Consider the following 24,802-nt stretch of genomic DNA (forward strand, 5'->3'; position numbering starts at 1 on the left):
TCAGGCAGATACCCGAGGGATGGTGTCATCGCTGCGCAGGGTAAAGATCTCGTAGCCGGTTTCGGTCACCAGCAGGGTGTGTTCCCACTGTGCCGAGAGCTTGCGGTCCTTGGTGATGGCGGTCCAACCGTCGCCCAGTACCTTGGTGTCGGCCTTGCCCTGGTTGATCATCGGCTCGATGGTGAAGGTCATGCCGGCCTTGAGTTCCATGCCGGTGCCGGCGCGGCCGTAGTGCAGGATCTGCGGCTCTTCGTGGAATACCTTGCCGATGCCGTGGCCGCAGAATTCGCGCACGACCGAGAAGCCGTTCTTTTCCGCGTGCTTCTGGATCACTTCGCCGATGTCGCCCAGGCGGCAGCCCGGCTTCACCAGTTCGATGGCCTTGTACATGCATTCCTGGGTGATCTGCGACAGGCGCTCGGCCCAGACTGGCACGGTGCCGACGTGGAACATGCGGCTGGTGTCGCCGTGGTAGCCGTCCTTGATCACGGTGACGTCGATGTTCAGGGTGTCGCCGTCCTTCAGGGGCTTCTCGTTGGGAATGCCGTGGCACACCACGTGATTGATCGAGGTGCAGATGGACTTGGGGAAACCCTTGTAGTTCAGCGGGGCTGGGATAGCGCCCTGCACGTTGACGATGTAGTCGTGGCAGATTCGGTCCAGTTCTTCGGTGGTGACACCGGGTTTGACATGCTCGGCAATCATTTCCAGGACTTCGGCGGCCAGTTTGCCGGCGACACGCATTTTGGCGATGTCCTCGGGAGTTTTGAGGGTGACGGTCATACAGGCTCTCTTGACGCTCAATGGCGCGATATACACGGAATGGCTTGAAAACCTGCCCCTGCAAGGCTGGAATCGGTGAGGTTTTCGGAAGCCGCAAAGATGCGATTCTAACAGAGGCTCAGCGTAAATCTGAGGTTCTGCTGGCGCTTGTCTCCATACAATGGTGCATTCAGGGCTGTTTCCAAGGTCAGGGCGAAAACTGCAAGGATCGACGGATGTGAATCCGGGTTCCGTTTTGGCCCTTGCTGTGGTATAAAATGCGCCGCTTTCCGGGGATGCCCCGAAAAGCTCAAACCCACACACGTGTCGACACGATGACCTGGGTGCCCTCAGCACATGCTGTTGGTTGGTCATTGGGATACGTGGAGGCCTAACCCGACTTATTAAGGAACTATCATGTCCCAAGTCAACATGCGCGATATGCTGAAGGCCGGTGTGCACTTCGGTCACCAAACCCGTTACTGGAACCCGAAAATGGGCAAGTACATTTTTGGTGCGCGTAACAAGATTCACATCATCAACCTTGAAAAAACCCTGCCAATGTTCAACGAAGCTCTGACTTTCGTAGAGCGTCTGGCCCAGGGCAAAAACAAGATTCTGTTCGTCGGCACCAAGCGTTCCGCTGGCAAGATCGTTGCTGAAGAAGCAGCACGTTGCGGTTCGCCGTACGTCGATCACCGCTGGTTGGGCGGCATGCTGACCAACTACAAAACCATCCGTGCTTCCATCAAGCGTCTGCGTGACCTTGAAGTGCAAGCAGAAGACGGCACCTTCGCCAAGCTGACCAAGAAAGAGGCGCTGATGCGCACTCGCGACCTGGAAAAGCTGGATCGTTCCCTGGGTGGTATCAAGGACATGGGCGGCCTGCCTGACGCACTGTTCGTGATCGACGTTGATCACGAGCGCATCGCGATCACCGAAGCCAACAAGCTGGGCATCCCGGTCATCGGCGTTGTCGATACCAACAGCAGCCCGGAAGGCGTTGACTACATCATCCCAGGCAACGATGACGCCATTCGCGCCATCCAGCTGTACATGGGTTCGATGGCTGACGCTGTGATCCGTGGTCGCAACAACGTTGCTGGCGGCACCGAAGTGTTCGAAGAAGCTGCAGCACCGGCGGCTGAAGCCTGAGTAACTGACGCTTAGCGTTTACTCAGTACGCAAAAAGGGGGCTTGGCCCCCTTTTTGCCAACTCGAAAATCATTTCGTCGTTGCGCCCCGACAGTTTCTGTAATGCGGGGCTGTTATGAAGTGAATTCGGGGCAGCGCCCAAGAATTGAACGCCCGTTCGATCGGGTGGAATGGTTGAAAACCTATCCAAGAGGATTTTGAAAATGGCAGAGATTACTGCAGCGTTGGTCAAAGAACTGCGCGAGCGTACCGGCGAAGGCATGATGGATTGCAAAAAGGCCTTGACCAAGGCCGGCGGCGACATCGAAAAAGCCATTGATGACATGCGTGCTTCCGGCGCCATCAAGGCTGCCAAGAAAGCAGGCAACGTGGCTGCTGAAGGTGCTATCGCCATCAAGGACGACGGTAAAGCCGCTGTCCTGCTGGAAGTGAACTCGCAGACCGACTTCCTGGCTCTGCAGGACGACTTCAAGGCATTCGTTGCTGCCAGCGTTGAAAAAGCGTTCGCTGACAAACTGACCGACGCCGCTCCGCTGATCGAGGCTCAGGAAGCTGACCGTCTGATCCTGGTGGGCAAGACCGGTGAGAACGTCAACATCCGTCGTCTGGCTCGCGTTGAAGGTGACGTGGTCGGTACTTACCTGCACGGTAACAAGATCGGTGTTGCGGTTGTCCTGAAGGGCGGCTCCGTTGAGCTGGCCAAAGACATCGCCATGCACGTAGCGGCAAGCAACCCTGAGTTCCTGCTGCCTTCGCAGGTTTCTGCCGAAGCCATCGAGCGCGAAAAAGCTGTGTTCCTGCAGCTGAACGAAGACAAGATGAAAGGCAAGCCAGCCGAAATCGTCGAGAAAATGATCGCTGGCCGTATCAGCAAGTTCCTGGCTGAAGCCAGCCTGGTTGAGCAAGCTTTCGTCAAGGATCCAGAAGTCACCGTAGGTGCTCTGGCCAAGAAAGGCGGCGCTGAAATCGTTTCCTTCACCCGTTTCGCAGTAGGTGAAGGCATCGAGAAGAAAGAAGACAACTTCGCTGAAGAAGTTGCTGCACAACTGGCTGCTGCCAAGCAACAGTAAGACGGTTTTTCAACTGTCGCCCAGAAGAGGCTGCCCGCTCACGCGCGCAGCCTCTTTTCAAATGGGCAGGGCAATTTTGTTGCTTTACCTCGGAACCGGTTTACAAAGTCGTGTTCTGATGGCGCTGTGACAGCGTCAAGCTAGAGTGAACGCAGGCTGAAAACAGCCCGCAAAGAATTTTTAAAATACGCCGCAGGAGAGATTCGCAATGGCTCAGCAGGGCAGTGGTTATCAAGCTCGCTATAAACGCATTCTACTCAAGCTTAGCGGCGAGGCCCTGATGGGCTCGGAAGAGTTCGGGATCGACCCCAAGGTGCTGGACCGCATGGCGCTGGAAGTTGGCCAACTGGTCGGCATCGGCGTCCAGGTAGGCCTGGTGATCGGTGGTGGCAACCTGTTCCGTGGCGCCGCCTTGAGTGCTGCCGGGATGGATCGGGTCACAGGTGACCACATGGGCATGCTGGCCACTGTGATGAACGCCCTGGCCATGCGCGACGCGCTGGAACGTGCGAATATCTCGGCCATCGTGATGTCCGCTATTTCCATGGTGGGTGTGACCGATCACTATGACCGTCGCAAGGCCATGCGCCACCTGAACTCCAAAGAAGTGGTGATTTTCGCGGCCGGTACCGGCAACCCGTTCTTCACTACCGACTCCGCAGCCTGCCTGCGCGCCATCGAGATCGATGCCGATGTCGTGCTCAAGGCAACCAAGGTCGACGGTGTTTACACAGCAGACCCGTTCAAGGACCCACATGCCGAGAAGTTCGATCATCTGACTTACGATGAAGTGCTGGATCGCAAGCTGGGAGTGATGGACCTGACGGCCATTTGCCTGTGCCGCGACCACAAGATGCCGCTGCGGGTATTCAACATGAACAAGCCCGGCGCCCTGCTGAATATCGTGCATGGTGGCGCTGAAGGAACCCTGATCGAGGAAGGCGAGCAATGATCAACGAAATCAAGAAAGACGCTCAAGAGCGCATGAAGAAAACCCTGGAGTCTCTGGCGCATGCATTCGGCCAGATCCGCACCGGCAAGGCACACCCCAGCATTCTGGGCAGCGTGATGGTGCCTTACTACGGTACCGACACGCCGTTGAGCGGCGTTGCCAACGTGACCGTGAAGGACTCCCAGACCCTGCAGGTCGTGCCGTTCGAGCGCAACATGCTCGGAGCCATCGACAAGGCCATTGGCAGTGCCGGTCTCAACCTCAACCCGACCAACCTGGGCGAGCTGCTGCTGATCAAGATGGCGCCGCTGACCGAGGAAACCCGCAAGGGCTTCACCAAGCAGGCGCGCGCCGCAGCCGAAGATGCGCGGGTTGCCGTGCGCAACATCCGTCGCGACGCCCTTGGCGAGTTGAAGAAACTGACCAAGGACAAGGAAATCAGCGAAGACGAAGAGCGTCGTGGCAGCGCCGAAATCGACAAGTTGATCAAGGACTTTGAAGCTCAGATCGCCAAGGCGACTGAGGAAAAAGAAAAGGACTTGATGGCCGTATAAGGGTCAGGCGTTTTCATGGAAAAGACCAAGCAGTCCGTGTTGTCCTCGGTGCCGCGCCATGTGGCGATCATCATGGACGGTAATAACCGCTGGGCAAAAAAACGCTTTATGCCGGGTGTTGCCGGGCATAAAGCGGGCGTTGACGCGGTACGTGCAGTGATCGAAGTGTGCGCTGAGGCCAAGGTCGAAGTCCTGACCCTGTTTGCCTTTTCCAGTGAAAACTGGCAGCGCCCGGCCGATGAGGTCAGTGCCTTGATGGATCTGTTCTTCAAGGCGCTGCGGCGTGAGGCTAAGCGTCTTAACGAGAACAACATCAGTCTGCGGATCATTGGCGACCGTTCGCGTTTCCATCCCGAGTTGCAGGCGGCGATGCGCGAGGCGGAAGCGATTACCGCGGGCAGTGATCGTTTCATTCTGCAGATTGCTGCCAACTACGGCGGTCAATGGGATATCGCCCAGGCCGCCCAGCGCCTGGCGCGTGAGGTTCAGGCCGGTCACCTGCGGCCCGAGGACATCACGCCGGGCCTGTTGCAGACCTGTCTGGCAACCGGCGACTTGCCGTTGCCGGACCTCTGCATCCGCACCGGTGGTGAGCATCGCATCAGTAATTTCCTGCTGTGGCAGCTGGCCTATGCCGAGCTGTATTTCTCCGACCTGTTCTGGCCGGACTTCAAACACGAAGCCATGCGCAACGCGCTGGCCGATTACGCATCTCGACAGCGGCGCTTCGGTAAAACGAGCGAGCAGGTCGAGGCTGGAGCCCGGGTTTAATGCTTAAACAACGAATCATTACTGCGCTGATCCTGCTGCCGATCGCCTTGTGCGGGTTTTTCCTGCTCGAAGGTTCGGGGTTTGCCCTGTTCATCGGTCTGGTGGTGAGCCTGGGGGCCTGGGAGTGGGCGCGCCTGGCGGGTTTCGAGGCGCAGCCGGCTCGGGTGGCTTACGCGCTGGTAGTGGCGACGCTGCTGTTCTTGATGCATCTGGTCCCGGGTGTTGCGCCTTGGGTGCTGGGTGCCGCGGTGTTGTGGTGGGGGTTGGCGACTTTCCTGGTGCTGACCTATCCGCGCACCAGTGAGCAATGGTCCGGGGCGGCCCCCAAGCTGCTGATCGGTCTATTGATCCTGTTGCCGGCCTGGCAGGGCTTGGTGTTCATCAAGCAGTTGCCACTGGGCAATTGGTTGATCATGGCGGTAATGGTGCTGGTTTGGGGGGCAGATATCGGTGCCTACTTCTCCGGCAAGGCCTTCGGCAAGCGCAAGCTGGCGCCACAGGTGAGTCCTGGCAAGAGCTGGGAGGGCGTCTATGGCGGCCTGGTATTGAGCCTGGTGATCACGGCAGTGGTCGGGCTGGTGCGTGATTGGTCCTTCGGACAGATCCTGTTGGGGCTGTTGGGTGCGGCCATTGTGGTCTTCATTTCGGTGGTCGGTGACCTGACCGAGAGCATGTTCAAGCGTCAGTCCGGCATCAAGGACAGCAGCAATCTGTTGCCGGGGCATGGCGGTGTGCTCGATCGGATCGACAGTCTGACGGCGGCGATTCCGGTGTTTGCGGTGTTGCTGTGGATGGCTGCACTGTGAGTCGTGTGCAACAGATCACGGTTCTGGGGGCTACGGGCTCCATTGGCCTGAGTACGCTGGATGTGATTGCTCGTCATCCGGATCGCTATCAGGTGTTTGCCCTTAGCGGGTTCAGCCGTCTGGCCGAGTTGCTGGCGTTGTGCGTGCGCCATGTGCCGCGTTTTGCCGTGGTGCCTGAGGTCGCTGCGGCGAGGACTTTGCAGGACGATCTGCGAGCCGCTGGCCTGTCGACTCGGGTGTTGGTGGGGGAGCAGGGGTTGTGTGAAGTTGCCTCGGCGCCTGAAGTCGATGCGGTGATGGCGGCCATTGTCGGGGCGGCGGGCCTACGTCCGACCCTCGCGGCGGTGGAGGCCGGCAAAAAGATCCTCCTGGCCAATAAAGAAGCGCTGGTGATGTCCGGCGCACTGTTCATGCAGGCGGTAGGCAAGAGTGGCTCGGTGCTGCTGCCTATCGACAGTGAGCACAACGCGATTTTCCAATGCATGCCTGGGGATTTTTCTCGGGGCTTGAGTCAGGTCGGGGTGCGACGGATTCTGTTGACCGCTTCGGGCGGTCCATTCCGTCAGACGCCTCTGGCCGAGCTCGAACATGTTTCGCCGGAACAGGCCTGTGCCCATCCGAACTGGTCCATGGGGCGCAAGATCTCCGTGGATTCGGCGAGCATGATGAACAAGGGGTTGGAGTTGATCGAGGCCTGCTGGTTGTTCGATGCCAAGCCTTCTCAGGTCGAGGTGGTGGTGCATCCGCAGAGCGTGATCCATTCCCTGGTGGATTATGTCGACGGCTCGGTGCTTGCCCAGTTGGGGAACCCGGATATGCGCACGCCTATCGCCAACGCCCTGGCCTGGCCGGAACGTATCGACTCCGGTGTCGCCCCGTTGGATCTGTTCGCGATTGCCCGTCTGGACTTCCAGGCACCCGACGAGCAGCGGTTCCCTTGCCTGCGTCTGGCGCGTCAAGCTGCCGAGGCGGGGGGCAGCGCTCCGGCGATGCTCAATGCGGCCAATGAAGTGGCTGTTTCGGCCTTTCTTGATCGGCGCATCCGTTACCCGGAGATCGCGAGTATCATCGACGAAGTCTTGCTCCTTGAACCTGTAGTTGCAGTCAATGAGCTCGATGCAGTGTTTGCGGCGGATGCCAAGGCCCGAAGCCTGGCAGAACAATGGTTGCAGCGTAACGGGCGATAGGATTTGCGACCGGGCGAGTGGCGGCGAATAGGATTGCGGAGAAAGTAGATGAGCGCGCTCTATATGATTGTCGGCACCCTGGTAGCCCTGGGTGTGCTGGTCACCTTCCATGAATTCGGTCACTTCTGGGTCGCACGTCGCTGTGGCGTCAAGGTGCTGCGCTTCTCCGTGGGCTTTGGCATGCCGTTGCTGCGCTGGCACGATCGTCGCGGTACCGAGTTTGTGATCGCCGCCATTCCCCTGGGTGGCTACGTGAAGATGCTCGACGAGCGTGAAGGCGAAGTGGCCCTCGATGAACTCGACCAGTCCTTCAATCGCAAGTCCGTGCGCCAGCGTATCGCTATTGTTGCCGCCGGCCCGATCGCCAACTTCCTACTCGCCCTGGTGTTCTTCTGGGCCCTGGCGATGCTGGGCAGTCAGCAGGTCCGACCGGTCATCGGTGGTGTAGAGGCCGGGAGCATAGCCGCCAAGGCCGGCCTCGGTGCCGGCGAGGAAATTGTTGCCATCGATGGTGAGCCAACTTCCGGTTGGGCGGCGGTGAATCTGCAACTGGTGCGCCGTCTGGGTGAAAGCGGAACGCTGCAGGTGCAGGTGCGCAAGCAGGGCGCGACGGTTGACTCCTCTCGCCAGCTGGTGCTGGACAAATGGCTCAAGGGCGCCGACGAGCCGGACCCGATCCGCTCCCTGGGGATTCGCCCATGGCGCCCGGCATTGCCCCCCGTGCTGGCTGAGCTCGATCCGAAAGGCCCGGCCCAAGCTGCCGGCCTGAAAACCGGCGACCGTCTGCTGGCGCTGGATGGGCAGTCGCTCAGTGACTGGCAGCAGGTGGTTGATTGGGTCCGTGTGCACCCTGATACGAAAATTGTGCTGCAAGTCGAGCGCGATGGTGCTCAAATCGACGTCCCTGTGACCTTGGCCAGCCGTGGCGAAAACAAAGCGCCCAATGGCTACCTTGGGGCTGGGGTGAAAGCTGTCGACTGGCCTGCGGAGATGCTTCGCGAGGTCAGTTATGGCCCGCTGGAGGCGATTGGCGAAGGGGCTCGACGGACCTGGACCATGAGTGTCCTGACCCTCGAATCACTGAAGAAAATGTTGTTCGGCGAGCTCTCGGTAAAAAACTTGAGTGGACCGATAACCATTGCTAAAGTGGCGGGCGCTTCTGCCCAGTCGGGCATTGCTGATTTCTTGAATTTCCTTGCTTATCTGAGTATTAGCCTGGGTGTTCTGAATTTGTTGCCCATCCCGGTATTGGATGGGGGGCATTTGTTGTTCTATCTGATCGAGTGGGCGCGTGGTCGTCCCTTGTCGGATCGGGTGCAAGGTTGGGGGATACAGATCGGTATCAGCTTGGTGGTCGGAGTCATGCTGCTTGCTCTGGTCAACGATCTGGGTCGTCTGTAACGCTTCGCTGAATTGCGAATCTGCCGCATTTTGCGGCAGTTTGTTTATTGCCAGTTGGAATAAGAAAGGACTTCATGAAACGTCTGCTGCTAACTGCGGTTCTCACCGTATTGATGATCGCCGAAGTTCACGCCGAGTCCTTCACTATCTCCGATATCCGCGTCAACGGCCTTCAGCGCGTTTCCGCGGGTAGCGTCTTTGGTGCCTTGCCGTTGAACGTCGGCGAGCAGGCGGACGACCGTCGCCTGGTGGAATCCACTCGTGCGCTGTTCAAAACCGGTTTCTTTCAAGACATCCAACTGGGCCGCGATGGCAACGTCCTGGTCATTACGGTAGTCGAGCGGCCGTCGGTTGCCAGTATCGAGATCGAAGGCAACAAGGCGATCTCCACCGAAGACTTGATGAAGGGCCTGAAACAGTCCGGTCTGGCCGAAGGTGAGATCTTCCAGCGTGCAACACTCGAAGGCGTTCGTAACGAGTTGCAGCGCCAATATGTCGCCCAGGGCCGTTACTCGGCTACCGTTGAGACTGAAGTGGTTCCGCAGCCACGCAACCGTGTCGGCCTGAAGGTCAATATCAACGAAGGCACGGTCGCAGCCATCCAGCACATCAACGTGGTGGGCAACACTGTCTTCCCAGACGAAGACCTGATTGGCCTGTTCGAGCTCAAGACCACCAACTGGCTGTCGTTCTTCAAGAACGACGACAAGTACGCCCGTGAAAAGCTCTCCGGTGACCTGGAGCGTCTGCGTTCCTACTACCTGGACCGTGGCTATATCAATATGGATATTGCTTCGACCCAGGTGTCCATCACCCCGGACAAAAAGCACGTCTACATTACCGTCAACGTCAACGAAGGCGAGAAGTACAGCGTTCGTGACGTGAAGCTCAGCGGCGACCTGAAAGTACCTGAAGACCAGGTCAAGGCACTGTTGCTGGTGGAGAAGGGCCAGGTGTTCTCGCGCAAGCTGATGACCACCACTTCCGAACTGATTACCCGCCGTCTGGGTAACGAGGGCTACACCTTCGCCAACGTCAACGGCGTGCCTCAGCCTCATGATGAAGACCACACCGTGGACATCACCTTCGTGGTAGACCCGGGTAAACGTGCCTACGTCAACCGTATCAACTTCCGTGGCAACACCAAGTCCGAGGACGAAGTGCTGCGTCGTGAAATGCGTCAGATGGAAGGCGGCTGGGCTTCGACCTACCTGATCGACCAGTCCAAGACCCGTCTTGAGCGCCTGGGCTTCTTCAAGGAAGTCAACGTCGAGACCCCGGCTGTACCGGGTGTTGATGACCAGGTTGACGTGAACTACGCGGTTGAAGAGCAAGCATCCGGTTCGATCACCGCCAGTGTCGGTTTCGCCCAGAGCGCTGGTCTGATCCTCGGTGGTTCCATTACCCAGAACAACTTCCTGGGTACCGGTAACAAGGTCAGCATCGGTTTGACCCGCAGCGAATACCAGAGCCGCTACAACTTCGGCTACGTTGACCCCTACTGGACCGCCGATGGCGTGAGCCTGGGTTACAACGCTTTCTATCGCACCACTGACTACAAAGACCTCGACGTCGACGTGGCCAGCTATGCGGTGGACAGCCTCGGTGCCGGCGTCAGCGTGGGCTACCCGATCAGTGAGACTTCGCGTCTGACCTTCGGCCTGACCGCGCAGCAGGACAAGATCAAGACCGGCCTGTACACCGTCGACGAAATCTTCGACTTCGTGAACAAGCAGGGCGACAGCTACCTCAACTTCAAGGCGTCGGCCGGCTGGTCCGAGTCGACCCTGAACAAAGGTGTGCTGGCCACTCGCGGCCATTCGCAAAGCCTGGTTCTGGAAACCACTACTCCAGGTAGCGACCTGTCGTTCTTCAAGCTCGACTACCGTGGTCAGTTGTTCACTCCGCTGAGTGAGAACTACACCATGCGCTTCCATACCGAACTGGGTTATGGCGACGGCTTTGGTGATACCAAGGGCTTGCCGTTCTACGAGAACTACTATGCTGGTGGTTTCAACTCGGTACGTGGCTTCAAGGACAGTACCCTGGGTCCGCGCAGTACTCCGAGTCGTGGTGCGAAGGTCACGGGTAACGCTGGTACAGCTGCTGACCCAGACCAGGATCCACTGCCATTCGGCGGTAACGTATTGATCCAGGGTGGTGCCGAGTTGCTGTTCCCGCTGCCGTTCGTCAAAGATCAGCGTTCCCTGCGCACTTCGTTGTTCTGGGATGTGGGTAACGTCTTCAACTCTCGCTGTGAAAGCACGTCCAACACCATTGCGGCGTCGAATGTGAAAACGCAGTGCAACGATATCAGCTTGAGCAATCTGGCCAGTTCGGTGGGTGTTGGTGTGACTTGGGTCACTGCTTTGGGGCCATTGAGCTTTGCCCTGGCGATGCCGATCAAGAAACCGGATGACGCTGAAACTCAGGTGTTCCAATTCTCTCTCGGTCAGACTTTCTAATAGTCTACCCAAGATAACGACAATGGATTTTGTAGGAGTGCATCGTGCGTAAGTTGACTCAATTGGTTCTCCTGGCCTCCGTACTGGTCGCGAGCCCGGCGTTTGCCGAAATGAAAATCGCTGTTCTGAACTATCAGATGGCTCTGCTGGAGTCCGACGCGGCCAAGAAGTACGCGGTGGATGCCGAGAAGAAATTCGGCCCGCAACTGACCAAGCTGAAGACTCTGGAAAGCAGTGCCAAGGGCATCCAGGATCGCCTGGTGGCCGGTGGCGACAAGATGCAGCAAGGCGAGCGTGAGCGTCTGGAGCTCGAATTCAAGCAAAAGGCTCGGGACTTCCAGTTCCAGTCCAAGGAACTGAACGAAGCCAAGGCTGTTGCTGACCGCGAGATGCTCAAGCAACTGAAGCCGAAGCTGGACAGCGCCGTTGAAGAAGTCATCAAGAAAGGTGCTTTCGACCTGGTTTTCGAGCGTGGCGCAGTGATCGATGTCAAACCTCAGTACGACATCACTCGCCAAGTTATCGAGCGCATGAATCAGCTGAAGTAAGCCATGACCGCGACCATAAAACTCGGCCAATTGGCCGAGTTCCTCGGCGCCACCTTGCGTGGCGACGCGGAGAAGGAAATCACTGGGCTAGCCACCTTGCAGGAGGCTGGCCCAGCTCAGTTGAGCTTTTTGGCAAATCCGCAGTATCGCAAGTACCTGGTGGACTGCCAGGCGGGCGCGGTATTGCTGAAGGCCGCTGATGCCGAGGCTTATGCCGGCGATGCATTGGTGGTGGCTGATCCTTATCTGTCCTACGCCCGTATTTCCCATCTGTTCGATCCCAAGCCCAAGGCGCCAGCGGGTATCCATCCGTCAGCGGTGATTGCTGCCGATGCGCAGGTGCACCCGGCGGCCAGCATTGGTCCGTTTGCAGTGATCGAGTCTGGTGTGCGGATTGCGGCTGGAGTAACCATCGGTGCCCACTGCTTTATCGGTGCTCGCTGCGAAATCGGCGAAGGCGGCTGGCTGGCCCCGCGGGTGACCTTGTACCACGATGTGCGCATTGGTCAGCGTGTGGTCATCCAGTCGGGGGCGGTGCTCGGGGGTGAAGGTTTCGGCTTTGCCAATGAAAAAGGCATCTGGCAGAAGATCGCGCAGATTGGCGGTGTGACCATCGGTGACGATGTGGAAATCGGCGTCAATACGGCGATTGACCGCGGCGCTCTGGCCGATACCGTCATCGGCAACGGTGTGAAGCTGGATAACCAGATTCAGATTGCCCACAACGTCCAGGTCGGCGATCACACGGCGATGGCGGCTTGTGTGGGAATTTCCGGCAGCACCAAGATCGGCAAGCACTGTATGCTCGCCGGCGGTGTGGGTCTGGTAGGGCACATCGAGATTTGTGACAACGTATTCCTCACTGGAATGACCATGGTGACCCACTCGATTACCGAGCCGGGCGCTTACTCTTCCGGTACGGCCATGCAACCTGCTGCCGAGTGGCGCAAAAGCGCGGCACGCATCCGTCAGCTCGATGACCTTGCGCGGCGTTTGCGCCAGTTGGAAAAGCGCGTTGGGGACGTGACCCCTGACGGCAATGCTTCATCAGATGGCTGATACCATTTCCATATCAAGTGTGCACAGCCGCTAGACTGCCTCCTTGATTTGCTAGAGGGGCGTGCGTTAGTCGCGCGCTCCCACTCTTTACTACAGGCTTCCCCCCGAAATGATGGACATCAACGAGATTCGCGAATACTTGCCTCACCGTTACCCTTTCCTGTTGGTGGATCGGGTAGTGGACCTGGATGTCGAGGGCAAGTGCATTCGTGCCTACAAGAATGTCAGCATCAACGAGCCGTTCTTCAATGGTCACTTCCCGGCGCATCCGATCATGCCGGGCGTGTTGATCATCGAGGCCATGGCTCAGGCTGCGGGCATTCTCGGTTTCAAGATGCTCGACGTGAAGCCAGCCGACGGCACCCTTTATTACTTCGTCGGTTCCGACAAGCTGCGCTTCCGTCAGCCAGTACTGCCGGGCGACCAACTGATTCTTGAAGCCAAGTTCATCAGCTGCAAGCGTCAGATCTGGAAGTTCGAGTGCCAGGCGTCGGTAGACGGCAAGCCTGTCTGCTCCGCTGAAATCATCTGTGCGGAACGCAAACTATGAGTTTGATTGACCCTCGCGCAATCATCGATCCGACGGCCATCCTGGCCGACGACGTTGAGGTTGGCCCGTGGTCGATCATCGGCGCTGGTGTGGAAATCGGCGAGGGTACAGTGATCGGGCCCCATGTGATTCTCAAGGGCCCTACCCGGATCGGTAAGCACAACCGCATCTACCAGTTTTCCTCGGTAGGTGAGGACACGCCTGATCTGAAGTACAAAGGCGAGGAAACCCGCCTGGTTATTGGCGACCACAACGTGATCCGCGAAGGCGTGACCATTCACCGTGGCACCGTCCAGGACCGTTCCGAAACCACTCTGGGCGATCACAACCTGATCATGGCCTATGCCCATATCGGCCACGACAGTGTCATTGGCAACCACTGCATCCTGGTCAACAACACTGCGTTGGCCGGGCATGTGCACGTGGATGATTGGGCGATTCTCTCCGGCTTCACCCTGGTGCATCAGTACTGCCATATCGGCGCTCACAGCTTCTCCGGCATGGGCACCGCCATCGGCAAGGATGTGCCGGCATTCGTCACGGTGTTCGGCAACCCTGCCGAAGCCCGCAGCATGAACTTCGAAGGCATGCGCCGTCGCGGCTTTAGCGAAGATGCAATCCATGCACTGCGTCGCGCCTACAAGACGGTCTATCGCCAAGGGCTGACGGTGGATCAGGCCCTGGCCGAACTGGCCGAGCCGGCTGCACAGTTCCCCGAAGTCGCGGTGTTTCGTGACTCGATCCAGTCTTCGACTCGCGGCATCACCCGTTAATCATGAACACTCTGCGTATTGCGCTGGTGGCTGGCGAAGCCTCCGGCGACATTCTCGGCGCCGGTTTGATGCGAGCCTTCAAGGCTCAGCACCCGGCCGTTGAATTTATTGGCGTCGGCGGTCCGCTGATGGAAGCCGAAGGCCTCACTTCCTACTTTCCCATGGAGCGCCTGGCGGTCATGGGGTTGGTGGAGGTGCTTGGGCGGTTGCGTGAATTGCTGGCGCGACGCAAGAAGCTGATCCAGACCCTGATTGCTGAAAAGCCGGATGTGTTCATCGGGATCGATGCCCCGGATTTCACCCTGAATATCGAACTCAAGTTGCGTCAGGCCGGGATCAAGACGGTGCACTACGTCAGTCCGTCGGTCTGGGCATGGCGGCAGAAGCGGGTTCTGAAGATCCGCGAAGGCTGCGATCTGATGCTGACCCTGTTTCCCTTCGAGGCTCGCTTCTATGAAGAGCAGGGTGTACCGGTGAAGTTCGTCGGTCACTCCCTGGCCGATGCCATTCCGTTGCAAGCCGATCGCGCTGCAGCGCGTGCGGAGCTGGGCTTGCCCGACGGTCCGCTGGTGGCCTTGATGCCCGGCAGCCGTGGCGGCGAAGTAGGGCGCCTGGGTGCCTTGTTCCTCGATGCCGCCCAGCGTTTACGAGCCATGCGCCCAGGCGTGCGCTTCATCATGCCGTGCGCCAGCCCGGAGCGTCGGGTCCAGCTGGAAGAGCTGCTGGCCAGTCGCGACCTGCCGCTGACCTTGCTCGATGGTCAGTCCCATAAGGCCTTGGCCGCTTGTGACGCGGTGTTGATCGCCTCCGGTACCGCCACACTGGAGGCCTTGCTCTACAAGCGTCCGATGGTGGTGGCCTATCGCCTGGCGCCGCTGACCTTCTGGATTCTCAAGCGCATGGTCAAGAGTCCATATATTTCCTTGCCGAACCTGCTGGCCCAGCGTTTGCTGGTGCCCGAGTTGCTGCAGGACGACGCTACTGCCGAGGCCCTGGCTCAGACGCTGTCGCCGCTGATCGATGGCGGTGAAGAGCAGACCCGCGGCTTTGACGAGATCCACCGAACCTTGCGCCGTGATGCGTCCAACCAGGCCGCGCAAGCGGTACTTGGGTTGATCGGCAAAACCCTGTGAGTAATTCAAAGATGCAGATGGGCCTGGATTTCACCCTGGTGGCCGATGCCGAGGACCTGGTGGCCGGTGTCGACGAAGTTGGCCGTGGCCCTTTGTGCGGGGCGGTTGTCACTGCTGCGGTGATTCTTGATCCGCAACGGCCGATTCTGGGCCTCAACGACTCGAAGAAACTCACTGAGGCCCGTCGCGAGAAGCTGTTCGATGAAATCTGTGAGAAGGCCCTGAGCTGGTGCATTGCTCGGGCTGAAGTCGAAGAGATCGACGAGCTGAACATCCTCCACGCCACCATGCTGGCGATGCAGCGAGCGGTGGAAGGCCTGAGCGTGACGCCGAAGCTGGCGATGATCGACGGCAACCGTTGCCCGAAGCTGGCGATGCCGGCCGAGGCGGTGGTCAAGGGCGATAGCAAGGTTCCGGCGATCGCTGCAGCGTCGATTCTGGCCAAGGTCAGCCGCGACCGGGAAATGGCCGCTTTCGAGCTGATCTACCCGGGTTACGGTATCGGTGGCCACAAGGGCTATCCGACGCCGGTGCACCTGGAGGCCCTGGCCCGCCTGGGGCCGACGCCGATTCACCGGCGTTCCTTCGCCCCGGTGCGGCAGGCCTATGAAGCCCGTGAGGCGCAGGGCGAGATTCAGTCCTGAGGCTGATGTTTTAGTCGAGGCCCGGTACAATCCGGGCCTTGTTGTTTTCGCGCTTATTACAGGATCACTATGCCGGCTTCATTCGTTCACCTGCGCCTGCACACTGAATACTCCCTGGTCGACGGTCTGGTGCGGATCAAGCCGCTGGTCAAGGCTCTCACCGGCATGGGCATGCCTGCGGTGGCGGTCACCGACCAGAACAACATGTGTTCCCTGGTCAAGTTCTACAAAAACAGCATGGGTGCGGGGATCAAGCCGATCTGCGGCGCCGACCTGTGGCTGTCGAACAAGGACCCGGATAACCCCCTGAGCCGCATCAGCCTGCTGGTGATGAACGCCGTGGGTTACCGCAACCTGACCGAGCTGATTTCCCGCGGCTTTATCGATGGCCAGCGCAATGGCCAGATCATCATCGAGCGCGAGTGGGTAGCAGAGGCCGCAGAAGGCCTGATCATGCTCTCGGCGGCCAAGGAGGGCGAGATTGGCATGGCGCTGATCGCCGGTGACCTGGAGGTCGCCGAAACCCTGGCCCGGGAGTGGATGGCGGTCTTCCCGGACCGGTTCTACCTGGAAGTGCAGCGTACCAACCGACCCAATGATGAAGAGCAACTGCACGCCGCCGTGGCCCTGGCCGACAAGATCGGTGCGCCGCTGGTGGCCACCAACGATGTGCGTTTCATCAAGCAGGAAGATTTCGAGGCTCATGAAACCCGGGTGTGCATCGGCGAAGGCCGGGCCCTGGATGATCCGCGCCGTTCGAAGAACTACAGCGATCAGCAGTACCTGAAAAGCGCCGAGGAAATGGCCGAGCTGTTCAGCGACCTGCCCGAGGCGCTGGAAAACACGGTCGAGATCGCCAAGCGCTGCAATATCGAAGTCAAGCTGGGTAAGCACTTCCTGCCTGATTATCCGATTCCAGATGGCATGACTATCGATGAGTATTTCCGCAAGGTTTCCTTCGATGGCCTGGACGAGCGCCTCAGCGTGCTGCTGCCCAAGGACACCACCGAGGACTATGAAGCCAAGCGCCAGGTCTACGTCGATCGGCTGAATTTCGAGCTGGATATCATCATCCAGATGGGATTCCCCGGTTACTTCCTGATCGTTATGGACTTTATCCAGTGGGCCAAGAGCAACGGCGTGCCGGTAGGGCCGGGCCGAGGCTCGGGTGCCGGCTCCCTGGTGGCCTACGTGCAGAAGATCACCGACCTCGACCCCTTGGAATACGACCTGCTGTTCGAACGTTTCCTTAACCCGGAACGGGTTTCCATGCCCGACTTCGACGTCGACTTCTGCATGGACGGTCGCGACCGGGTGATCGATTACGTGGCCGAGAAGTACGGCCGCAACGCGGTAAGCCAGATCATCACTTTTGGTTCCATGGCGGCCAAGGCGGTGGTGCGCGACGTGGCGCGGGTTCAGGGCAAGTCCTATGGCCTGGCCGACCGTCTGTCGAAGATGATCCCCTTCGAAGTTGGCATGACCCTGGAAAAAGCCTACGAGCAGGAAGAGATCCTGCGGGACTTCATCAAGGTCGATGAAGAAGCGGCGGAAATCTGGGAAATGGCGCGCAAGCTTGAAGGCGTGGTGCGTAACGTCGGTAAACACGCCGGTGGTGTGGTGATCGCGCCGACCAAGCTCACCGACTTCTCGCCGATCTACTGCGACGAAGAAGGCGGCGGCCTGGTGACCCAGTTCGACAAGGATGACGTCGAGGCGGCCGGTCTGGTGAAGTTCGACTTCCTCGGTCTGCGGACCCTGACCATTATCGATTGGGCGCTGAAAACCATTAACCGCGACCGCGCCAAGGTCGGCGAGGAACCGCTGGATATCGCCTTTATCCCGCTGGACGACAAACCGACCTATAGCCTGTTGCAGAAAGCTGAAACCACTGCGGTATTCCAGCTTGAATCCCGGGGTATGAAGGAGCTGATCAAGAAGCTCAAGCCCGACTGCCTGGAAGACCTGATTGCACTGGTGGCCCTGTTCCGTCCGGGGCCGCTGCAATCGGGCATGGTGGATGACTTCATCAACCGTAAGCACGGTCGCGCCGAACTCGCCTACCCGCACCCCGACTATCAGTACGATGGCCTGCGCCCGGTTCTGGCGCCGACCTACGGCATCATCCTGTATCAGGAACAGGTGATGCAGATTGCCCAGGTCATGGCCGGTTACACCCTCGGTGGTGCGGACATGCTGCGTCGGGCCATGGGTAAGAAAAAGCCCGAGGAAATGGCCAAGCAGCGTGGCGGTTTCATTGAGGGTTGCGCCAGCAACAATATCGATGCGGACCTGGCGGGCAACATCTTCGACTTGGTGGAAAAATTCGCCGGTTACGGTTTCAACAAATCCCACTCCGCCGCCTACGGCCTGGTGTCGTACCAGACTGCCTGGCTCAAGGCTCACTACCCGGCGCCCTTCATGGCGGCGGTACTGTCCGCGGATATGCACAACACCGACAAGGTCGTGACCTTGATCGAGGAAGTGCGGACCATGAAACTGCGCCTCGATGCGCCAGACGTGAACACTTCCGAATTCAAGTTCACGGTGAACGATGAAGGTCGCATCGTTTATGGCCTTGGCGCGATCAAAGGGGTGGGCGAGGGACCGGTGGAAGCCATCACCGAAGCCCGTGCTGAGGGGCCGTTCAAGGACCTGTTCGATTTCTGTGCCCGGGTCGACCTCAAGCGCATTAACAAGCGGACCCTGGATGGTCTGATTCGCAGTGGTGCCCTGGACCGTCTCGGCCCGCACTTCTTCGACGAGCCCAAGGCCTACCAGGCCAACATCGACCAGAACCGCGCGGTACTGCTGGCCGCCATGGAAGAGGCGATCAAGGCGGCGGAGCAAACTGCCCGTACCCACGACAGCGGCCACGCCGACCTGTTTGGCGGAGTGTTCGTCGATGAGGACGCGGATGTCTACGCCAACCATCGCAAGGCCAAGGAGCTGACCCTCAAGGAGCGCCTTAAAGGCGAGAAAGATACCCTCGGCCTGTACCTGACCGGGCACCCGATTGATGAGTATGAAGGCGAGATCCGCCGCTTCGCTCGTCAGCGCATCATTGACCTGAAACCGGCCCGGGATACCCAGACGGTAGCGGGCATGATCATTGCCCTGCGGGTGATGAAGAACAAAAAGGGCGACAAGATGGGTTTCATCACCCTCGACGACCGTTCGGGGCGGATCGAGGCCTCCTTGTTTGCCGATGCCTTCCACTCGGCCCAGTCGCTGTTGCAGACCGACGCCATGGTGGTGGTGGAAGGCGAGGTGAGCAACGACGACTTCTCCGGCGGCCTGCGTTTGCGGGTCAAGCGGGTGATGAGCATGGAAGACGCGCGGACCAACCTGGCGGAAAGCCTGCGCCTGAAAGTCCATACCGATGCCCTCAAGGGCGATCAGCTACGCTGGCTGGGTGAGTTGTTCAAGCGTCACCGCGGTGCGTGCCCGATCACCATGGAGTACACCCGTAACGACGCCAAGGCCTTGCTGCAGTTTGGCGAGAACTGGCGGATCGACCCGGCAGACAGCTTGATTCAAGCCCTGCGTGACCAGTTCGGGCGAGACAACGTCTTCCTCCAATACCGTTGACGGTGAGGTGCCATCATTGCGCCTCATCGCCACATGAATTTTTAATCTCGACCTCAACGCGTCCGTCCCTTAAGGTAGGGCGCGAATAGACAACCGGCCGGCCCAAGCCCCCTTGGACGTCGAGCCCAGACGGACGCCTATGAACCCGAATTTTCTTGATTTCGAACAGCCGATCGCCGACCTGCAAGCCAAGATCGAAGAGTTGCGCTTGGTCGGTAATGACAATTCGCTGAATATCGGCGATGAGATTTCCCGCCTGCAGGACAAGAGCAATACCCTGACCGAAGACATCTTCGGCAAGCTCACCAGCTGGCAGATCGCACGTCTGGCGCGGCACCCGCGTCGTCCGTACACTCTGGATTACATCCAGCACATCTTCACCGAGTTCGACGAGCTGCATGGCGATCGCCACTTCTCTGACGACGCCGCGATCGTCGGCGGCGTTGCTCGCCTGGACGAGCAGCCGGTGATGATCATCGGTCATCAGAAAGGCCGCGAAGTGCGCGAGAAGGTACGCCGCAACTTCGGCATGCCGCGTCCGGAAGGCTACCGCAAGGCCTGCCGCCTGATGGAAATGGCCGAACGCTTCAAGATGCCGATCCTGACCTTCATCGACACTCCGGGCGCCTACCCGGGCATCGACGCTGAAGAGCGCAACCAGAGCGAGGCGATTGCCTGGAACCTGCGGGTCATGGCGCGCCTGAAGACCCCGATCATCGCCACCGTGATCGGTGAGGGTGGTTCCGGCGGCGCATTGGCCATCGGCGTCTGCGACCAGTTGAACATGCTGCAATATTCCACTTATGCGGTGATCTCGCCGGAAGGCTGCGCCTCGATCCTGTGGAAAACCTCGGAAAAGGCCGCCGATGCAGCCGAGGCCATGGGCATCACCGCCGAGCGTCTGAAAGGCCTGGGCATTGTCGACAAGGTCATCAGCGAGCCGCTGGGTGGCGCCCATCGTGATCCAGCCGCCGCGGCTGCCTCGATCCGTGCCGAACTCAGCTCGCAGCTGGCAATGCTCAAGGAAATGGATAACGACACCCTGCTGGCCCGTCGTTATGACCGCCTGATGAGCTACGGTCTCTGATCGAGCACTGTTCCCCCTTTTAGGGGTACGCTTGCTCGCGACCCAGGCGCCGCAATCGATCAGATTGCGGCGTCGTCCTTTCTCGAGCACATGCTCCTGCGGGGCTTGAAGCTTCATGAACTCTCTCTCCGCCAAACTCCTAAAAAGCCTGGCGCCCTGGCGTGAAGCCGCTCATTGGCGCATCGCTTTCTCCGGTGGACTTGATTCCACTGTCCTGCTGCATCTCCTTGTCGATCTGGCGCATCAACATGGCCTTCCACGGCTCACGGCTGTGCATGTTCATCACGGGCTGCAAGCGGCGGCGGATGCTTGGCCGGCCCACTGTCAGGCGATCTGTGCTGCCCTGGGTGTGCCGTTGCAGGTGATTCATGTCCAGGTGCGGGCCGGTTCCAGTCTCGAAGGGGCTGCCCGGGAGGCGCGTTATGGGGCATTCGAGCGCTTGACCGCTGCCAATGAGTTGCTGCTGACAGCCCAGCATCGTGATGATCAGGCCGAAACCCTGTTGTTTCGACTGTTGCGCGGTGCTGGCGTCCGGGGGCTATCGGCAATGCCGGAAAGCCGACCTTTGGGCGCAGGGCACCTGTTGCGGCCTTTGCTTGGAGTGTCCCGTGCCGAACTTGAACGTTACGCCGCCGAGCATTGCCTGAGCTGGGTCCAGGACCCTTCAAATGCCGATCATCAATATTCGCGCAATTATCTGCGGCATCAGGTGATGCCGTCGTTGATTGCTCGCTGGCCTCAGGCCGCGACCAGCATGAGTCGCAGCGCCGCCCACCTGAGAGAAGCACAGGGCCTGCTCGATGAGCTGGCGATGATGGATCTGGCGCCAGCCGAGGGGGAGAGCGACTTTCCCTGGCTGGACTTGCCGTCACTGGCCCTTGCTCCTTTGCAGTCGTTATCCCCGGCCCGGCAGCGCAACGTCTTGAGTCACTGGCTGAGCAAGCGTGGCCGTTTGCCGGACACCGATCATTGGGCCGGCTGGGAGAGTCTGCGGGATGCCAGCGCGCAGGGGCATCCTCGATGGTGTCTGGCCGACGGCGAAGTGCATCGCGCGGGAGGGCGAATCTGGTGGCTGTCTGGTGCCTGGTTGCAGCAGGTGAAAAGCGGGATCGAATGGCAGGATCCGGGCAGTCCGTTGCAGTTGCCGAACAATGGCCAGGTGTTTTTCGTCGGCTCGGCGCCCCAGGGCCCGTTGCACATCCGTTATCGGCAGGGTGGGGAAGTCTTGCAGGTGGCCGGACGTGGTCATCGTGACCTGAAGCGTCTGCTCAACGAGGCCGGACTACCGAGCTTCGTCCGTGGCAGATTGCCGCTGCTGTACCAGGATGAGCGGTTGCTGGCAGTGGCAAACCTGCCGGCGCTTGCGGCAAATCCCCAGGCCGACTGGCAATTGCATTGGCGACCACTGACCAGCGATCAAGGTTTGAGCTGAAAGGGGCTTTCCGGTAGACTACGCTCCCTTCTTGATACAACTTCTGTGGATTCGCCTGAATTGCAGGAGTTGCCGATTACCAAGCAGTCTTTGCTGGGCGATTCCAAAAAATGTGTAGCGAGCAACCTACCGGTGTTTTTGCATCCGGTCTGTCACCACGCGGCGGTTTTTTTGAAAGGTGCACTGTGATTAATGCAGGTGATCGGGGGCTTCGGCCTTCCTTCGCTTTCCCCGGCGGCACTGACCGCTTTAACGCAGACTTCTAGGGTTTTTCATGACGCGCTACATATTCGTCACGGGCGGTGTTGTTTCTTCATTGGGGAAAGGCATTGCCTCGGCTTCATTGGCGGCCATCCTGGAGGCGCGGGGGCTTAAGGTCACCATGCTCAAGCTGGACCCGTACATCAACGTCGACCCGGGCACCATGAGCCCGTTCCAGCACGGTGAAGTGTTCGTCACCCACGACGGCGCCGAGACCGACCTGGACCTGGGCCACTACGAGCGGTTCATCCGCACGACCATGACCCAGAACAACAACTTCACCACTGGCCGTGTCTACGAGCACGTGCTGCGCAAGGAGCGCCGTGGTGATTACCTGGGCGCCACCATCCAGGTGATTCCGCACATCACCGACGAGATCAAGCGTCGCATCATCAAGGGCGCCGGCGATGCCGACGTGGCCCTGGTGGAAATCGGCGGTACCGTGGGCGACATCGAGTCGCAACCGTTCCTTGAAGCCATCCGCCAACTGCGGGTCGAAGTCGGCTCCAAGCGCGCGATGCTGATGCACCTGACCCTGGTTCCGTACATCGCCACCGCTGGCGAGACCAAGACCAAGCCGACCCAACACTCGGTGAAGGAACTGCGCTCCATTGGTCTGCAGCCTGACGTGCTGATCTGCCGCTCCGACCATCCGGTGGATGTGTCCTCGCGTCGCAAGATCGCCCTGTTCACCAACGTTGAAGAGCGTGCGGTGATCTCCCTGGAAGACGTCGACACCATCTACAAGATCCCGGCCGTACTGCACGCCCAGGGTCTGGACGATTTCGTCGTCGAGCGTTTCGGCCTGCAATGCAACGGCGCCGATCTGTCCGAGTGGGAAAAGGTGGTAGACGCCAAGCTCAACCCTGAGCATGAAGTCACCATCGCCATGGTCGGCAAGTACATGGAACTGCTGGACGCCTACAAGTCGCTGATCGAAGCGATGAGTCACGCCGGCATCACCAACCGCACCAAGGTCAACCTGCGCTATATCGATTCCGAAGACATCGAGAACCAAGGCACCGCGCTGCTGGAAGGCGTTGATGCGATCCTGGTCCCGGGCGGTTTCGGCCTGCGTGGCGTGGAAGGCAAGATCACTGCAGTGCAATACGCCCGCGAGAACAAGGTGCCGTACCTGGGTATCTGCCTGGGCATGCAAGTAGCGGTCATCGAGTTCGCCCGTAACGTCATGGGCTGGAAAGATGCCAACTCCACCGAATTCGATCGCACCAGCGGTCACCCGGTCGTCGGTCTGATCACCGAGTGGGAAGACGCCACCGGCGCTGTCGAAGTGCGTAACGAAGCGTCCGATCTGGGTGGCACCATGCGTCTGGGCGCCCAGGAATGCTTGCTGGAAGCGGGCTCCAAGGTCCACGACTGCTACGCCAAGGACGTGATCATCGAGCGTCACCGTCACCGTTACGAAGTGAACAACAAGCTGCTGCCACAGCTGATCGAGGCTGGCCTGAAGATCTCTGGTCGCTCGGGCGACGGCGCGCTGGTTGAAGTGGTCGAAGCTGCGGATCATCCATGGTTCGTCGCTTGCCAGTTCCACCCTGAGTTCACCTCGACGCCACGTGACGGTCACCCACTGTTCAGCGGTTTCGTCAAAGCAGCATTGGCTCAACACCAGAAGAAGGCTTGAACCTGATGGCGCAGAAGATCATCCGCGTAGGCAACATCGAGATCGCCAACGACAAGCCGATGGTGCTGTTCGGCGGCATGAACGTGCTGGAAAGCCGCGACATGGCGATGCAGGTCTGTGAAGAGTACGTACGGGTTACCGAGAAGCTCGGTATTCCCTACGTGTTCAAGGCCAGCTTCGACAAGGCCAACCGTTCGTCGGTGACTTCTTATCGTGGTCCTGGCCTGGAAGAGGGCATGCGGATTTTCGAAGACGTGAAGCAGGCCTTCGGCGTGCCGATCATCACCGATGTCCACGAGCCGGCCCAGGCCGCCGTGGTCGCCGAAGTCTGCGACATCATCCAGTTGCCGGCGTTTCTCTCGCGGCAGACCGACCTGGTGGTGGCCATGGCCAAGACCGGCGCGGTGATCAACATCAAGAAGGCCCAGTTTCTCGCGCCTCAGGAAATGAAACACATCCTGAGCAAGTGTGAAGAGGCGGGTAATGATCAGTTGATCCTCTGCGAGCGCGGTTCCAGCTTCGGTTACAACAACCTGGTGGTGGACATGCTCGGCTTCGGCATCATGAAGCAGTTCGAGTACCCGGTGTTCTTTGACGTGACCCATGCCCTGCAGATGCCGGGCGGTCGCGCCGACTCCGCTGGTGGTCGTCGGGCTCAGGTCACCGACTTGGCCAAGGCCGGCATGAGCCAGTCCCTGGCCGGCCTGTTCCTGGAAGCCCACCCGGATCCGGACAACGCCAAGTGCGACGGCCCTTGTGCTTTGCGCCTGGACAAGCTTGAGCCGTTCCTGGCTCAGCTCAAGGCTCTGGACGAGCTGGTCAAGAGTTTCCCCACGGTAGAAACCGCGTAAAACCGGCGACTTCCTCTGTAGGAGCCGGCTGGCCGGCGAAGGTGTCCTCGCGGACCCGTTCGCCAGCCAGCCGGCTCCTACAAGAATGCAATTTGACCCACAAGT

At 59.4% G+C, this 24,802-nt stretch carries 21 protein-coding genes; 20 read left to right on the forward strand and 1 reads right to left on the reverse strand.

What is annotated here, in order from left to right:
* A complete protein-coding gene (map, locus tag DWF74_RS21845) occupies window positions 1–783 on the reverse strand; it encodes a type I methionyl aminopeptidase (protein ID WP_102861366.1) in 783 nt (260 codons plus the stop codon).
* A 396-nt stretch (window positions 784–1,179) separates the two neighbouring features.
* On the opposite strand from map, the gene rpsB reads away from it, so the two are divergent.
* The 20 genes from rpsB to kdsA all read left to right on the forward strand — a co-directional run bounded on the left by rpsB (window position 1,180) and on the right by kdsA (window position 24,697).
* A complete protein-coding gene (rpsB, locus tag DWF74_RS21850; protein WP_011059524.1) occupies window positions 1,180–1,917 on the forward strand; it encodes a 30S ribosomal protein S2 in 738 nt (245 codons plus the stop codon).
* 203 nt (window positions 1,918–2,120) lie between these two features.
* On the forward strand, window positions 2,121–2,987 hold the full coding sequence (gene tsf / locus DWF74_RS21855) for a translation elongation factor Ts (RefSeq protein WP_016962579.1): 867 nt from the start codon (window positions 2,121–2,123) through the stop codon (window positions 2,985–2,987).
* 208 nt (window positions 2,988–3,195) lie between these two features.
* Window positions 3,196–3,939 carry a UMP kinase gene (pyrH, locus tag DWF74_RS21860; protein ID WP_011059526.1) on the forward strand — a complete coding sequence of 248 codons (744 nt, stop codon included), beginning with the start codon at window positions 3,196–3,198 and terminating at the stop codon, window positions 3,937–3,939.
* Window positions 3,936–4,493: a ribosome recycling factor gene (gene frr / locus DWF74_RS21865; RefSeq protein WP_102861367.1), complete on the forward strand. Its 558-nt coding sequence runs from the start codon at window positions 3,936–3,938 to the stop codon at window positions 4,491–4,493. The genes pyrH and frr overlap by 4 nt, the downstream gene beginning before the upstream one ends.
* Window positions 4,494–4,508: 15 nt before the next feature.
* The gene (gene uppS, locus DWF74_RS21870; RefSeq protein ID WP_011059528.1) at window positions 4,509–5,264 is read left to right on the forward strand and encodes a polyprenyl diphosphate synthase; all 756 of its coding nucleotides are present in this window, start codon (window positions 4,509–4,511) and stop codon (window positions 5,262–5,264) included.
* The gene (locus DWF74_RS21875) at window positions 5,264–6,070 is read left to right on the forward strand and encodes a phosphatidate cytidylyltransferase (protein WP_115581699.1); all 807 of its coding nucleotides are present in this window, start codon (window positions 5,264–5,266) and stop codon (window positions 6,068–6,070) included. The genes uppS and DWF74_RS21875 overlap by 1 nt, the downstream gene beginning before the upstream one ends.
* Window positions 6,067–7,257, forward strand: coding sequence for a 1-deoxy-D-xylulose-5-phosphate reductoisomerase (gene ispC / locus DWF74_RS21880; RefSeq protein ID WP_115581700.1), 1,191 nt, complete (start codon window positions 6,067–6,069; stop codon window positions 7,255–7,257). The genes DWF74_RS21875 and ispC overlap by 4 nt, the downstream gene beginning before the upstream one ends.
* Before the next feature lie 48 nt (window positions 7,258–7,305).
* On the forward strand, window positions 7,306–8,658 hold the full coding sequence (gene rseP, locus DWF74_RS21885; protein ID WP_115581701.1) for a sigma E protease regulator RseP: 1,353 nt from the start codon (window positions 7,306–7,308) through the stop codon (window positions 8,656–8,658).
* Window positions 8,659–8,732: 74 nt separating this feature from the next.
* Entirely contained in the window at window positions 8,733–11,123 is a 2,391-nt protein-coding gene (gene bamA, locus DWF74_RS21890; RefSeq protein WP_115581702.1) for an outer membrane protein assembly factor BamA, read from the forward strand.
* 44 nt (window positions 11,124–11,167) lie between these two features.
* The gene (locus tag DWF74_RS21895; RefSeq protein ID WP_102861373.1) at window positions 11,168–11,671 is read left to right on the forward strand and encodes an OmpH family outer membrane protein; all 504 of its coding nucleotides are present in this window, start codon (window positions 11,168–11,170) and stop codon (window positions 11,669–11,671) included.
* A gap of 3 nt (window positions 11,672–11,674) precedes the next feature.
* Window positions 11,675–12,730, forward strand: coding sequence for a UDP-3-O-(3-hydroxymyristoyl)glucosamine N-acyltransferase (lpxD, locus tag DWF74_RS21900; RefSeq protein WP_115581703.1), 1,056 nt, complete (start codon window positions 11,675–11,677; stop codon window positions 12,728–12,730).
* Window positions 12,731–12,839: 109 nt separating this feature from the next.
* On the forward strand, window positions 12,840–13,280 hold the full coding sequence (gene fabZ / locus DWF74_RS21905; protein ID WP_007924058.1) for a 3-hydroxyacyl-ACP dehydratase FabZ: 441 nt from the start codon (window positions 12,840–12,842) through the stop codon (window positions 13,278–13,280).
* Window positions 13,277–14,053 carry an acyl-ACP--UDP-N-acetylglucosamine O-acyltransferase gene (gene lpxA, locus DWF74_RS21910; protein ID WP_102861375.1) on the forward strand — a complete coding sequence of 259 codons (777 nt, stop codon included), beginning with the start codon at window positions 13,277–13,279 and terminating at the stop codon, window positions 14,051–14,053. Before fabZ ends, lpxA begins: the two co-directional genes overlap by 4 nt.
* 2 nt (window positions 14,054–14,055) lie before the next feature.
* Entirely contained in the window at window positions 14,056–15,186 is a 1,131-nt protein-coding gene (gene lpxB, locus DWF74_RS21915) for a lipid-A-disaccharide synthase (protein WP_102861376.1), read from the forward strand.
* 11 nt (window positions 15,187–15,197) lie between these two features.
* Complete coding sequence (gene rnhB, locus DWF74_RS21920) at window positions 15,198–15,830, forward strand: ribonuclease HII (RefSeq protein ID WP_102861377.1); 633 nt, start codon at window positions 15,198–15,200, stop codon at window positions 15,828–15,830.
* A gap of 69 nt (window positions 15,831–15,899) precedes the next feature.
* The gene (gene dnaE / locus DWF74_RS21925) at window positions 15,900–19,421 is read left to right on the forward strand and encodes a DNA polymerase III subunit alpha (RefSeq protein WP_115581704.1); all 3,522 of its coding nucleotides are present in this window, start codon (window positions 15,900–15,902) and stop codon (window positions 19,419–19,421) included.
* 139 nt (window positions 19,422–19,560) lie between these two features.
* Entirely contained in the window at window positions 19,561–20,508 is a 948-nt protein-coding gene (locus tag DWF74_RS21930) for an acetyl-CoA carboxylase carboxyltransferase subunit alpha (RefSeq protein WP_016964689.1), read from the forward strand.
* 115 nt (window positions 20,509–20,623) lie between these two features.
* On the forward strand, window positions 20,624–21,940 hold the full coding sequence (gene tilS / locus DWF74_RS21935) for a tRNA lysidine(34) synthetase TilS (protein ID WP_102861379.1): 1,317 nt from the start codon (window positions 20,624–20,626) through the stop codon (window positions 21,938–21,940).
* A 274-nt stretch (window positions 21,941–22,214) separates the two neighbouring features.
* Window positions 22,215–23,846, forward strand: coding sequence for a CTP synthase (locus tag DWF74_RS21940; RefSeq protein WP_102878557.1), 1,632 nt, complete (start codon window positions 22,215–22,217; stop codon window positions 23,844–23,846).
* Between the two features lie 5 nt (window positions 23,847–23,851).
* Entirely contained in the window at window positions 23,852–24,697 is an 846-nt protein-coding gene (kdsA, locus tag DWF74_RS21945) for a 3-deoxy-8-phosphooctulonate synthase (protein ID WP_011059542.1), read from the forward strand.
* Window positions 24,698–24,802: the final 105 nt, after the last annotated feature.

The sequence above is a fragment of the Pseudomonas protegens genome, assembly GCF_003363755.1.
Classification (GTDB): Bacteria; Pseudomonadota; Gammaproteobacteria; order Pseudomonadales; family Pseudomonadaceae; genus Aquipseudomonas; species Aquipseudomonas danubii.